Annotated in this window: 8 protein-coding genes; all 8 read right to left on the bottom strand. The window is 40.6% G+C overall.

The window, feature by feature from the left end; translation table 11 throughout:
• Positions 1-8: 8 nt before the first annotated feature.
• The 8 genes from AB6735_RS14710 to AB6735_RS14675 all read right to left on the bottom strand — a co-directional run bounded on the left by AB6735_RS14710 (position 9) and on the right by AB6735_RS14675 (position 14943).
• Positions 9-3227 (bottom strand): SusC/RagA family TonB-linked outer membrane protein, encoded by a 3219-nt coding sequence (locus AB6735_RS14710; protein WP_370996603.1) that lies wholly within the window; start codon positions 3225-3227, stop codon positions 9-11.
• An 887-nt stretch (positions 3228-4114) separates the two neighbouring features.
• Positions 4115-8299, bottom strand: a complete 4185-nt coding sequence (locus AB6735_RS14705) for a two-component regulator propeller domain-containing protein (protein ID WP_370996602.1) — start codon at positions 8297-8299, stop codon at positions 4115-4117.
• 192 nt (positions 8300-8491) lie between these two features.
• Positions 8492-9259 (bottom strand): PoNe immunity protein domain-containing protein, encoded by a 768-nt coding sequence (locus tag AB6735_RS14700; protein WP_370996601.1) that lies wholly within the window; start codon positions 9257-9259, stop codon positions 8492-8494.
• Between the two features lie 18 nt (positions 9260-9277).
• The gene (locus tag AB6735_RS14695) at positions 9278-10639 is read right to left on the bottom strand and encodes a PAAR-like protein (RefSeq protein WP_370996600.1); all 1362 of its coding nucleotides are present in this window, start codon (positions 10637-10639) and stop codon (positions 9278-9280) included.
• A gap of 38 nt (positions 10640-10677) precedes the next feature.
• The gene (locus AB6735_RS14690; protein ID WP_370996599.1) at positions 10678-11559 is read right to left on the bottom strand and encodes a hypothetical protein; all 882 of its coding nucleotides are present in this window, start codon (positions 11557-11559) and stop codon (positions 10678-10680) included.
• 2 nt (positions 11560-11561) lie between these two features.
• The gene (locus tag AB6735_RS14685) at positions 11562-13433 is read right to left on the bottom strand and encodes a type VI secretion system Vgr family protein (RefSeq protein WP_370996598.1); all 1872 of its coding nucleotides are present in this window, start codon (positions 13431-13433) and stop codon (positions 11562-11564) included.
• Between the two features lie 134 nt (positions 13434-13567).
• Positions 13568-14359 carry a hypothetical protein gene (locus tag AB6735_RS14680; RefSeq protein WP_370996597.1) on the bottom strand — a complete coding sequence of 264 codons (792 nt, stop codon included), beginning with the start codon at positions 14357-14359 and terminating at the stop codon, positions 13568-13570.
• Complete coding sequence (locus tag AB6735_RS14675; RefSeq protein WP_370996596.1) at positions 14356-14943, bottom strand: hypothetical protein; 588 nt, start codon at positions 14941-14943, stop codon at positions 14356-14358. Before AB6735_RS14675 ends, AB6735_RS14680 begins: the two co-directional genes overlap by 4 nt.
• Positions 14944-15035 lie beyond the last annotated feature (92 nt).

The raw sequence follows: 15035 nt of genomic DNA, 5'->3' as shown, positions 1-15035 counted from the left end.
GCTGGATATTAAAATTTAATGTTTGCGCCCAGGTTAATTATCTTCTGTTGCGGGTAGAACTGGCCGCTACCATATTGGGCGCCACCGAATTGGCCACTGCCATTGGTTCCCTCAGGATCGTAATCCTTCACTTTGGTAAACGTAAGCAGGTTGAAGCCACTTACAAAAACTCTAAGTCCTTTAATATGAAGCTTTGACAACGCTTGCTGCGATAGTGAGTAACCCAGCTGAACATTTTTCAGTCTCACAAATGAAGCATTGTTAAGCCAGAAGGTATTGTTATACTGACCACCGCTTACCGCGTTCGAAGCCCTGTCTGATACTCTGGGGTATGATCCGTTTGGATTGCTTGGGCTCGTGGCATTATCTGCCCATGAACTGTAAAAATTACCGATAACTCCAGATTCAGGCAATACATACTGGCTTACCTCGGCCTGACCGGCAAATAAAACCGACAAGTCGAAATCTTTGTAACCGGCATTAAGGCTTAAACCATAAGTTATTTGCGGGATATTGCCATATTTTGACCGTTGCTGATCGGCTGCTGTTATTTGTCCGTCCTTGTTAACATCAGCATAGATAAGGTCGCCAACCTGGGCACCGGACACATGTGGCGTATTATCCAATTGCGCCTGGTTCCGGAAAATACCGATAGATTGATATAATAAATAGGTATTTAAAGGATTACCTGTTTGACGTTGGTAGGATAATACACCGGGAGCCTCGTCAATATAAATGATTTTACTTTTGGCATAAGTAAAGTTGCCTGATACCCCCCAGGAGAATGTACCGGGATGGTTATAACCCAATGTTGTTTCGAAACCGGCGCTGTTAACCTTGCCAATATTTTCTGCAGGCACTAAGGGTTTAGTAGGATCCAATGGATTCACTATCCCTGAAGAGCCGGGAATAGAAGTACGATATGCCAGGATATTTGACCGTACCTGGCGGAAATAGATAGCTTCAAATGTGAAGTTTTTCAAGAATACTGCGTTAATACCAATATCCGTCTTTTTAGCCGTTTCCCAGGTAATATTGGGGTTGGCAAGCTTGGTTAGATCAATACCTGTCTGAGGCGTGGCACCTGAACCATTATCCAGTACTACTGAATTATTAAACGTATAGTTGGTAATGTATTGATAAGGAGCAATAATATCATCTCCCAATACACCATATGAAGCCCTGATCTTCAGGTCGTCAATAAATTTAACTTTATCTTGAAACCAGCTCTCTTTAGATATGCGGTAACCTGCGGATATGGATGGGAAATATCCCCACTGGTGGCCGGAAGCAAAAAGAGATGAACCATCAGCACGAAACTGGGCCTCTAATAAATACTTTTCATCATAATTATAAGCCAGCCTGCTGATCACACTACGGCGGTTATAATTGTAGGTGTTATTGTTATCACTGCTGCTGCCACCATTGGTAGCATCGCTGGGAGCACTGCCTCCCTGTGAAAGCTCTGGCGTAGTAGTTGTTGGAAAATTGTTTCGTTGAGCCCAGAAGTAATTATAAGTATTCTGGCTTTGTTCGTATGCTACGAAGGCATTGATATTGTGTTTACCTAACTGCTTTACAAAGTTTAGCTTAATATTGGAAGTAATAAGCGATTGATTGAGCTGCGACTCATTCAAATAAGCAAGTCCGTTTGAGCCACCCTGAATGCTTGGTGTGTAAAGGTTGGTAGTACTGCTATAAGTATAAACAGTGTAAGGCGTATTAAATGTTTTGTTAAACACGCCTGTTTTATCTGCCGAAAAGAAACCGTCAAGCGAAAGGCCACTTATGCCCGGGATATCATAACTCGCCCGGAGTATACCGTTAAAAGTTTGCGTGGGATTATTGGAGGTACCACCAATACTTGTTGGTGTGAGCGCTGGATTGGTATTATCGAACCCGGAAGTAGGCAGGCCATTTGGATAAAAAGCAGCTGTAGTTGGGTATCCCCTGTAAATACCACGAAAATTATTGGCGGCAGAAGTAGTCGGGAATTTCCTATCTTCTTCCCTGCCCTGTAACGATAGCCCTACTTTAAATCCTTTGGCAACCGTAGCGTCAATATTCGCCCTGAAGTTATATTGATTGTATTTTGCGGCGCCATTTTTATAAAGACCACCCTGAGAAGTGGTACCAACGGAAGTATAATATTTAACATCATCCGAACCACCGGCAATCGTTACGTTCTGTTGGTTCTGCAACGCGTAATTCTTTAGGGTTATTTTTTCCCAGTTCGTATTTGGATAATTAAGCGGGTCAGAGCCGTCCCTGAATTTCGTTATCTGATCATTGCTGTAAACCTGGTTAAAGCCGCCTGCCGGATTATCATAATAGCTGATATCATTCATAATTTGGGCATAGGTTGGCGCATCAGCCAATTTAGGTAAACGTGTTGGTGAGCTAAACCCTTCATTAAAATTATAAGAAACGGCAGCCTTACCCGTTTTACCATGTTTGGTAGTTATTAAAATAACACCGTTTGCCGCGCGGTTACCATAAACAGCCGCGGATGCATCTTTTAATACCGAAACGCTCTCAATATCATTGGGATCAAGACGTTCCAGGCCACCGATCTGACCCGGGATACCATCAACCACCACCAGTACCGAATTACTACCAGTTGTTGCCAGTCCCCTGATTGAAATATTTGAGCCATCGTAACCCGGTTCACCAGATCCGTTGCTGGCGATAACACCAGACACCCGGCCTGCGAATGAACTTGAAACGTTAGGCTGAGGGCTTTTAGCTAAATCACCGCCCTTTACTACCGAGATAGAACCAGTGAGGGTAGCTTTTTTCTGCGTACCATAACCCACAACCACTACCTCATTCAATGATTTTGATTCGGGCTGTAATTGCACATTGATACTTGTCTGCCCGTGTAATGCCACTTCCTGTGATACATAACCAATGTAAGTGAATACCAGCGTGCCTGATGACGCATTAGGTACATTAAGCGAGAACTTACCATTAACGTCTGTTAAAACACCTGTAGTAGTTCCTTTTAATGTAACACTAACACCGGGCAATGTTTCACCTTTTTCATCGGTAACTTTACCGCTTATTTTTTCATCCTGCACGTTGACCATTTTACTACCGCTGGCAAAAGCCACTGAAGGTACCTGGCAGATGATTAAGCAGGTAATTGCCATACCTGCCATTAATAGGAAAAACCGGGGTGCTTTATTCCGATGAGGGGAATCTTTTACATGTAAAATTAATTTCATATATTTTTGAATTGGGGTTTAATTTGGTTTAAACCTTGTTTCGTAAACGACACAGTTACGGACAAACGGTTAAAGCGGTTAATTGCCTTCCCGACTATCCATGTCAGATAAGTGCCAGATACAAAAGGTTGGTTTATACCTTGGTTATTGGTAAGGCTAAAATGAGGCTAAATTGCAAAAGCAAGTGAGGGGCAAATTCGGATTTAAAACGGGATAGAATCATAAAAAAGGCTATAGAACGCCTTTTTAAGCCTGTTTGCTCAGGGGGGTAAACTCATATGGTCTTTATACTTAGTAAAGTTTTCAAAACAGATCTCCCACCCAAATCCTCCCAGAGAAAAAGGCTTTTTATGAAGTTTGTGGCTAATCCTCTCCTAAACATAATCCTTAAACAGGTGAGCTGTTCCACTAAAAAGTGGGTTTACATGGTTTACACTTTTTATGGTTAACATTTATACACTTAATTGATAATCAATTATTTAAATAAACCACTTTTTGGGCTAAAGTATTCCATATCATTAGATAAGAAATCATGAGGTATTAAATATCTGGTGTTGAATAATGATTTGGTGGATGCAAATCAGATTATCATGCGGTGTCGACTCACCCCATCTGCGCTTCGCTGGACGACCCTCTCTTCCGCTTCGCGGTAAAGAGGGTAAAAAAACACCGTCATTGCGAGGTACGAAGCAATCTATATGCTTTACAGAGCAAATATGCAGAGTTAATCGGCTTGTGTAGAGACTGCTTCGTACCTCGCAATGACGCGCGGGAGAAAGATATTGCCTTACCCTCTTTACGCCGAAGGCGAAGAGAGAGGGTGGTCGAGTGAAGCAACGACCGGTGAGTCGATTATGGAATTGATATTTTGCCGAGCACCTCTTTTATCAATTTTCCTTAACCATATCACGATTAACATTATAGTTATTGTGAAAGGATTTGCGATATTTTTTTACGTAATCTGAAGGATTGATACCAAAAAGTTTATTGAACTGCTCCCTGAAATATTTAAGGTCGTTTATACCAACCATAGAGGCAGTTTCATATACTGTGCTATCGGTAGTTAACAGGATCTCTGCTGCCTTTCTCAGCCTGATAAAACGGATAAACCCGTTGGCCGATTGGCCCGAAATGGATTTGATACGCTTATATAAATTGGAATGGCTCATCCCGATCTCTGAAGCCAGTGTTTTTATACTAAACTCAGGATCGGTTAAATGATGCTCTACAATTTTGAGACACTTTTCCAGAAACTCCTTATACTCGGGCGAGATCTTTAAATCGTTCGATTTATTGAGCGTGATCTCATTATAGAAATACTTTTGCAGATTGTTCCTGCTTTTCAGGATTCCGTTAACACGGGCTATCAATATTTCTTTTTCAAAAGGCTTGCTGATATAATCGTCGGCTCCCCCTTCAATGCCTTTGAGCTTAATTTCGGGCGATGAACTGGCGGTTAGCAATATCACCGGTATATGATTTAACAACGGATCCTCCTTGATACGGCTGCATAGCTCAATGCCACTCAGCCCCTGCATCATAACATCACTTACCACTATATCCGGCACCAGCTGGTAAGCAAGCTCAAGTCCATCGGTGCCATTATCAGCCTCAAAAATCTCAAATTCACCGGCAAATATCTGTTTAAGGTAAACGCGGATCTGCTCATTATCATCTATAAGCAGCATCGTTTTGGTATCTGAACTTAAAGCTTCCTGACTTTTAGCGATAGTTGTGGTTTCATTTTTGACCAATTCGCCTTTATTCTCTATCAGTTCGTCTAAAAACACGGAGGTTTCGGCTACATCCTCAAAAACAAACTGTTCGCCAAAATGCGCTCTTCCTTTTAATAACAAAACATGGAACAAGGTACCTTGCCCCGGCTGGCTTGTATAGCTGATGCTACCTTTATGACTTTCAATAAATACCTTAACCAGGTAAAGCCCTATACCAAAGCCACCGGCCAATGGTGTTGTATTTTGTAACTGGTAAAATTTATTGAACAATTGATCACCGACGCCTTCGGCTATACCACAGCCACTATCCTTTATTTCGATATTAACTTGAGCATCATCATCGGTTATAATGCAGCTTACCAAGCCATGCTCGGGGGTAAATTTTAAAGCGTTGGATATCAGGTTAAACAGGGCAATCTCTATTTTTTCCCGGTCGGCAAATATTTCGATAGCTTCTTTTTCGCTCAAAAAATCAAACTGGATATGTTTGGTGCGGGCCTGGTGATTAAAACATAAGAACACTTCATGGCAAAGGGTCACTATATTGAGCCGTACAATTTTAAGTTTATCCGTATCACTTTCGGCTTTTCTAAAAAGCAACAGCTGATCAACCAGGCTTAACAGGCGGCGTGCGTTACGGTAAACGATATGCAAATTACCAGGGTCACTACCCTCCCCGCTCTTGCCAAACAGCATATCCTTAACCGGGTTAATGATCAGCGTTAAGGGTGTACGAAACTCATGTGAAATATTAGTAAAAAAAGAAAGCTTGCGTTCATTAAGTTCTTTATCTTTTTCGGCAGATAACTGGGCAACTTTTATCTCATATTTAAGCTTGGTTTGATTGGCTTTGTATAGTAAATAATAATAAATGACCAGTGCTGCTACGGCGATATAGATCAAATAAGCCCACCATGTTTTATACCAGGGCGGCAAAATCTTTATTTGAATAGTAGCACAGTTTTTAAACCATACTCCATCCTGGTTAGCGGCTTTTACCTTAAATGTATAATCGCCTGGTTCAAGATAACGGTAGGTTGCCAGTCGTTGATTAGCAACATAGTTCCACGATTTATCAAGGCCTTCCAGTTTATAGGCAAAACTGCCTTTTTGCGGGTAGGTATAATTTAACGAGGCATACTGGATAGAAAATACAGACTGATCTGGCTGCAGCGTAATCTGCCGGGTTTCGCTTATTGCTTCAGGTAATACGGTCCTATTTCCATCCAAAGCACCAACTTCAACCTGCTTACCAAAAATTTGCAGCCCTGTTATCATAACCTTGGGCTGATAATTGCTTTGCGTTACTTTTTCAGGATCAAAAAAATTGAGGCCTTCCGTGCCCCCAAAATACAGGAGCCCGTTATTGGAGTCGTGCAAGACCGAGCCGGCATTAAATTGACCAGCTTGCAAACCATCAGACTGGTCGTAGTTCAGTATTTTGTCTGTAAGGATATTAATGTTTGATATCCCCTTATTAGTGCTTAACCATAAGGAGCTATTGCCCGAAGCTTTGATGGCCGATACGGTATTGTTTGCCAGGCCATTTGTTTCGTTAAATTTCTTGAAAAGCCGCTTTTTAAGATCGTAGGAGATCAGGCCATCACCTTCCGTTCCTAACCATAAGCGATGTTGTTTATCCGGATAAATTGAAAAAATTACCTGGCTGGGTAAATTATTCTTTTCATCAGCTGTTTTAAAATAGCGGCTGAATTTATTTTGTTTAAAGTCATAAAAATCAAGCCCGCCCCCATAAGTGCCTATCCACAGGTTCCCATTTTCGTCTTCGGCAATGGAGCGTACGTCGTAAGAAGTAAGACCACTATTAGCCGGTGTATAATTGGTAAATGTTTTGGCAACAGCATTAAACAAGCTTAGGCCGCCGCCATTGGTGCCTACCCATAAATTTTGATGGCTATCCTGAAAGATAACTCTTACATCATTAGCGCCCAGACTTTTACCATCTACAGAATTGTGAGCATAATTAGTAAATGAATCTGTTTTTTTATGATACAGAAAAAGTCCTTTGGCATAGGTACCAAACCAGGTATTGCCGCTTTTATCGCTATAACCATATAAAATGGCGTTATCTGTAATACTTCCGGGTTTGCCATCGGCCCTATATTGTTTAATCAGGCTGCCATTAGGGTTGGTTTTAAATATGCCTTCGCCGTCTGTACCGAACCATAAAAATCCATCCTGATCCTGGCACATTCCATAAAACCTGATCAAGCTTTCGCCACTGGGTTCAATCCGTTTCCTGGTGATCTTTGAAAATTTATCTTTGATATTACTGATCATGTAAATACCATCGCCATAGGTACCCACCCAGGTATTCCTGTCTTTATCAATAAAAAGCGCCTGAACAGAGCGTTGTGTAAGGTAATAACCATCGTCGCCGGTTACCGGCTGTAGTAAAAAGTTTTTGGTATCATAATCAGCGTTTGTTCCCAGATCAACTTTGTACAATCCGCCATCCTGCAGGCCAACAAGCAATTGCTTATCACTATCCTCCATAACCGAAATGTATCTTTTACTTTTAATACCGGGCTGGCTGGTTTGCAGTAAAGTAAATTTATTTGATTGCCTGTTAAAGTATAAAAGCCCATTCCCTGTAGCTATCCAGATGTTGTGAAAATGATCTTCAAAAATGTCATTGAGCCGCGCTGTCGGGAGGTTTAGTATTGGTGATACCAGGTTCTTTTTATAGGTTATGGTGCCTTTTGTATGCTCAAATACGTTGATACCCGTTTCCTGTGTACCTACCCATAACAACCCTTCGGAATCTTCAAACAAACTGATAACCCGGTTACTGGATAGCTGGGGCAAATTGGCCTGGGTATAATTGGTAAACTTTGCCGATTTGATATTAAAGTAAGAAAAACCAAACCCGTAGGATGTTACCCATAAATTACCATCATGGCTTTGGATTATATTGCCTATATCATTTTTAGCTGCACGATTTGAAGATAATTTATAGTGGATGAATTTCTCTGTACGCGTATCCAGCTTGCTGAGTCCGTTTCGTGACGACACCCAGATGTTTCCATGCACATCACAAAAAACCTTCTGAACATAATTACTGGCCAGACTTCCCGGGTCACCCTGTCGTGATTTAAACACTTTAAAAGTTGTTCCGTCAAAACGATTCAGTCCATCATTGGTAGCAAACCACATAAAGCCCTTATTATCCTGGGTGATACTGTTTACAATGCCAAAAGAAAGACCATTTTTTAAAGAATAGTTCAGAATCTTATTCTTTATTGGAGATTGGGCGTAGCTCAGGGAAACGATCACCAAAAGAAAAAAACAAAGGGGGTACTTTTTTGCTATCAAAATAATTCCAGGTTAACAAAATATTATAATTGGGAATTAAAGCTACTTATTAATTGTTTAAAATACAATAATTATTAAAACCATATGCAATTTATTTTTGCCATCCTCCTTAAATCACCCCAATAATATCTATTTACCGATACAGAAAGTGTTAAGTATCTTCGTTAAGACAAATACGACTGATTGGGATGTTTAGTCCTTCCAATGTACCATATCATAAGGGTAATACGGGTTGTCTTTATAGCTGCTATCATCAAGACCCATTATTTTAGTTATGGCACCGGCCTCCCAGCACCAATACCCTCTGTATGCGCGTTCTTTTTTATGAGCGTCGTACCATGGATCATCTTTATGCAGCCTGTACCAGTTTTCCAAATAAGTTTTCATAGCCTTTTCGGCCTCATTTTTGGGCAGTTTGGTCAATGCAAATATATCGCTGTACAGATTTTTATAAATCACGTCATCTGGTATTTTTCCGGTGGAACTTTTGGCGTTGATGATATACCAAAGCAAACCATCCGGTTTCCACTCTTCAAAGCTCGATCCTTCATCGGACTGAGAAATGTAATCAACAATCTTTTTGAAATTTCCGTCGGGGATGTTTAACAGATAACTCAGGGAAACCATATCGATCATATCGGCATAAAAGGCGTCTGCATCCCAGCTTATACCATAATAATCGGTAGCCTTTAAAAAGTCGTTATAGCATGTGCTAACATCTTTGTTCATCGAGTAATTGATGTACACGAGATCAAGATATTCCATAGCAATTATCCAGTGATTATATGGTTTAAGTTTGCCTTCACTCTTAAGTTTTTCATTATCTTCCGAATACATTTCCAGGTTACGCTGTTTCTTTTTGATCATTAAATCAAAAAAAGCCTCGTCTTTAAACTGAGCCCGGATCGGTTTTGCGGTTTCGGCCTTAGAATTTCCAAATATGCTGTTAAAAAAACCCATTTTATATATTAATTATGTTTAAAACCAACTTGCAATTGTTTTGCCCAAGCCGCTACCGGCAATTCCTCCTATCACCCCTCCAACTATTCCTCCTACAACCGTGCCAACGCCAGGGCATATAGCGGTACCAATGATGGCACCTAGTTCTGCTCCGGCTATTCCGCCGGCAAGCCCGCCAGCTGCACCACCAACAGCCTCTTTCGTTTTTTCACCAAAGCCACCTTCTTCTTCGTAGGCCGAATATATGTTATATGCATCAATAGCAACACCAACAACGATAAGACCCCGCCCAGCCACCTTACCAGCAACGCTTAACGCTGGTGATCTGGCAATTGCCTGACTTGCTTTAAACAAACCATCATTAGCTCCGGTAGCATATCTACTGCTGCGCACTGCCTGGGAGAAATTTGATTCAGAAAGCGCCGTTAATGCTTTTGAATTGCGCAGAGATGAGCGGACACTGTTCATCATGTTGCCTGCTCTTGATGTTTGGATCTCCAATGCCTCACTTTGTCCCCTGGTAGCCTTAAAGCCTCTGTCATTCATAGTTTCGGAAGACATGGTCCCATCGGGCCTTACTTTGGTGACCTCCCGTGTAAGCGTACCATTATTATTAGCCCTTGCGAATGCCTCTTCATCGGCCGGATTAATAGCCCCGTTGTTATCAATATGGTTCCTGGTCCAACGGGCACTTAACTCACGCCCGTTGTTGGTATTGGCTATAGTAGCTGTATTATATTTGGTATCGGTTATTTTAAGCTCATTGCCTTTTGCATAAGCACCGTCTATACCAGAGGCTGTAGGCTTATCAATGTTTATTAGCGGGTGTTCGCTTCTTACATCGCGGTACCCCTGCTGCCTGTGGTAAACATTATCTTTCATTTCGCCATAGTTACCTTGCCTGCGGTAGTCGCTTGCGCTGTTAGGGCGCACCAAACTCAGTTTACCGTTTTCAACATCGTAAATAGTGCCCCGTTGTAATATATCTAAAGTATTGGTGTAATCGCCATAAGTAAATACACCTGCACCCAAGCCTGTTAACGCTCCGTTGCTGCTTCCGCTGGGCGCATTAAAGTCTACCTTTATTTTGCCTCCCTTTTTACAGAGCAGGTTCGCATCTTCAAATAATAGTTTATAACCATTTACCTTTACCCCTTTATTAGTTTTATCCCAGTAGATAGGTTCAAACTGACAAGGACCACCCGTAGCTGAACACCTGCCCATTGGCTGAATATTTTCGCCGGGGATCATGTCCATTTCACTGGCCAAATACTCACCATATATTTTGGTATTGTTATGATGAGTTACCTTTAGCCTGCATGGGCTTGAACCTTTATCGCAAGTAAGGCAGCTGTTATCCGGGATATATTTCTTTGACATCTTATATAACTTTAAGACGGTGTAACACTTCCTTCTTATTATACTATTAACGAATTATTATTTATAAGACTACTTCCATTCCATCTGCCTGACTCAGGCAATTCGGCTTGCTCAATCCGTTTACATTGATGCGCGCTTGCAACAGTGTAAAATGAAGGTACGTGTAATTGTAAATATAGATCGGCGCTTTGCAATTCACCATTGTTAAACTGGTATATTTCCTCCATCTCTGTTTGCAAATCAACCTTTAAATCGTACATGTTGGTCAGGTCTTTCATCATTCGGACAAAAGATCTCCGGTCAAACTTTTCGTTGTCAACGGCAGCATTGTTGGTTATTTTTATCCAATTGCCTGTCTGTTGGTTATGCGCATCAATGATTAACGGGAGATCAACCAAGCCAAAAAAACCTTTAAACAACACCGGATATTTTTCTTCAGCCTCCAACGTTCTGTAAAAGGGTTGAAAAAAACACCGGTAATGGCTATAACCCATAAAGCTTTGCAAAAAACGTTTTGGGTCCTGTAGTAATTTTTCAGTCTCAGAGAGCATTACATGAATGCCTTCATGGTTTTGGTATTTATTGGCAATTTTCGCCCGGTAACCATTATTCCATTGGGTAATAAAATGGTTAAAATTATTGATGCCGATAAATTTTCCCTCGGGGTCGGTAATGATCTGTACCGGCGATTGCAACCATTCCATGTCCGCTGCCCATTCGTGGATCAACGCTGATCCCTCCATGTGCTGATCAAGCAAAGTATACTCAAAAATACGCTGTTTCTCGTCCTGATCTATCAATCTTAAGCGCACCCACCTGTCCTGTACAAACTCTAATACTTTTGTACCGGTTATAGTACGATTAGATGAGGTAACCTGATACCAGGCACTTTCAAAATCGGTTGCAAATGATAATTTCATGATCAGGATTGATTAATTTCAACATCAGCCGCGATGATATGTGCTAAACTACCGCCATCGATATTCATTTTATCAACTGAGGTGATCTCGGCAGTTTTGCCTGAAGCAGCAATTTTACCCGCTGGGGCATCCATAGTTACGTCTTTTGCCGTAGCACATAGTTTTACACTCTCTGTTTGACTGGTGAAAGAAATATCTTTTTTTGCATTGGTGGTTATTCCCTCATCCTGCGCAGTAACGCCGATCGATTTTTTGGCCGTCACATTAATTATGCCATCGCCACCACCTTCTTTCGCCGGTGCCGCGGTTATATTTATACTATTACCCGCATTAATATTAATATCTTTTGATACCAGGGTAATGGTATTGGGTGCAGAAATGGTTACAGTTCCATCGCCATTAAGCGTTACCACATTTCCGCTCGGATCTTTAACGTTGACACTGCCATTGCTATCATCTAATATTACTGTATTGCCACTTCGGGTAGTGAGCGCCTTAACTTTATTACTTTGGCTGCCGCCGCCGCCGGTTTTACCACTAAACATACTGCCGATAATAATTGGCCTGGCGATATTGCCTTCTTCAAACGCAACTAAAACCTGATCGCCGATCTCAGGGATAAAAACGAACCCACGGTTCTTGCTTACTTTATCAGAACTGCCCGCATCCGGTGCAACTACCCTTAACCATTCTGTAACATCATTGGATTGGCATTGCCATTTAAATTTCACCTTAATACGTCCATGCCCATCGGGATCAGCATTATCTACTACATCAGCCAGTTGCATATCCGGATTGGGCTTAATCATCGCATTCACCTTTATACGTTCTGTGTCGGCTGTTACCCCTTCAAAAGTATTTTGATAGTGACCCACCCCATCAATCTGGTGATGAACCCCTGTTACCAGGAACTTGCCAAAATCCTGTACCTCAAAGCCCGAATTTCCGCGCATACTCATGCTTACATTAAGTACTTTGCCCAATCCAACCTGCGGATTATCACCGTGACCGATAATATTAACCAATTCTGATACCTGCGCTTTTTGTTTATTATTTACAAAATCGTTGATCTCTTTTTTGGAGTTTACCCTTACATCGATAGGTCCGTTATAAACCTTACTATATACTTTATTTGATGCTTCAACAGCATGTGCCACATCCGGATTGCCACCTGCCACGCCCTGTGGTTCGGCAGTTAACAGTTCATCTTGCTTTGGGTTATAAGCAAACTTATTCTGTTTTAACGGCGCTATCTGCATTGCATATTGCAAACTATGCAGGTCACGACCGTAAATAAGGTTCACTTCATCCAGTTTATCCGGCTTACCAAAGTTTAATTTCTGACCGTCATAATAAAACCATTCGTGATACTCTGCCGACAGGCGATTGATAAAGTCGTAATCACTTTCGCGATATTGGATGATATAATCAATGGGTGTTGTGTTGGTTGGCTTAATATTAAGTTTCAAATCATTTTGCGGAGCGTCCTGTGTGGCCAGTTGAATAATGGTTTTCAGATCCTTATTCAAGTATGATCCCAGATCGGGTCCGCGGTCAATCAATATCCCCGGACTAAAGCCGCTCACCACAATATCACCAAGAAAGCCGTGGCTTTGTGATAATTCAACCCTGGTTACTATCCCGCTAAAAATGTTTTCGCTGCCGCCAACTGCACCAAACTGTACGGTTATATTTTTGCCGATAAAATCCTTAGAATTTTGCAGGGTTACCGCATTATATTCTTCAACCTGATCATGATTAAAACGCAATTGAAAGGTATGGTGCTCATTAAAACGCTGATCAAGGCTAAATGTTGAGAAGTGCGTTATTGGAGTACCTTCAATGTTTATATCAACTGATAGTTTCTTTTCCATAATTTTGTATATAATTCCATTGGGCTTAGGTGGTTACAGGCAGAAATAACTTATTTAATATTATATATTATACAATGGTTTGATTTGGGTTTTGTGTTGTTTTATCTGCTTTTATTTATGATATGATATATGGTTTAGGTGATTTTATATATCGCGATCTTAAACAGGCCTGGAAAAAAATGAGCTTCATAGCCTTTCCTGGTGTATTTATCTGGTTTGATGGTTGTCGGCATCACCTTTTCGTTATAGCCATGTACAACTATTACCTGTCCTTTTTTTAAGTAGCCTGATCCGATCATGGTATCAACATCAGTAGGTTTTACATGGATACATCCATGTGAGCCGGGTAAATCAACTACAAACTTCGATTGATTTGTTTGTCTCGTACTGTTATAATAACTAATGGCCTCGCTACCCGGAATGGTATGTATAAAATCGCCAAGGATACTTTCATTTTTGTCTAAAACCCCATTATAGTTGGTATCCCTAAAATACTTTACGGATATATGCCCAAAATCATTAAAAACCCATCTGTCTGGTGTTTGCATACCATACAATGCAACATGATTGCCTGCATAGGTGGCAAACCCTATTGTTACCCAGTAATCAAGAATGGCCCTGGTGATAGCCTCTTCTGTTTTGTATGTTTTTAACCATAAAGGTCTGTAAACAGTTAACCTTTTCCACAGGCCCTTATTACTTACATCTACATAAGTAACATTATTAATAAATTTTAAACCCGCACCCCAAGGCACTCCAGACCATAAAGCATATTTACCATAGCTAACGTGTTTTTCAATACTGGCTATAACAAATCGTCCAGCGGTGGTGGGTGTCATTTCATGCCCGTCTCCACCCATCGTTTTAGTTGCAGGGCCTCCATGAGCATCAAACTCTTTTATTTTTATTAAAAAATTGATGTTCATAATCTCGATGGTGTAATTTTTATTTGCTCAATGCTATTGTCGCTGTATTCTGGTAGTTTTTTGCTTTCAACCAATATTGATATATTGGGAGCATTTCTATAATTGAACGATGTAAGTATATAAGGAGCTTCTTTAGGTCTTGCATTCAAGGGTGTTTTTTCCCAATCCCCAAGCTTTTGCTTAAAATCATTAAATGTAATTTGTTTATAAATAGATTGTGGAGGTACAAGCGAACAAAAAAATATTTTTGAAGTATCCTTATCACTTTTTACAAAATAAACACTTAGGTATTCCTTACTACTGTTAAAGGGTTTAGTAACATGTTCTATATTAATTTTATAAGTCGACGAATAGGGTTTTAAAACCTCTATTGCTTCCATAACAGAACAATGTTTTTTTGACATGTTTGTTGAAAGATCGGCCACTATACTTAATAAGATATTTTTGTCAATCATTTTTAAAGCCTTCACCTCCTTTTGTTGGCTTGAGCCTGTTACCGGTGAGTTACAAGCACTAATTACAGCTAAAAAGCTCATGCCTATTAGCACAATAATAAGTTTGCATATACTGAGTACACTTTTCATTAAATTTTACTATCCAATAAAATATGCATAGATAACCCAGGGACGGTTTTTATTATAGATTATAATTGATGTATGGGAAGAAAATTAACGGA

It is taken from the genome of Mucilaginibacter sp. RCC_168, assembly GCF_041355315.1.
In the GTDB taxonomy this organism is placed as follows: Bacteria; Bacteroidota; Bacteroidia; order Sphingobacteriales; family Sphingobacteriaceae; genus Mucilaginibacter.
This window is presented reverse-complemented; position numbering and strand designations above follow the sequence as displayed.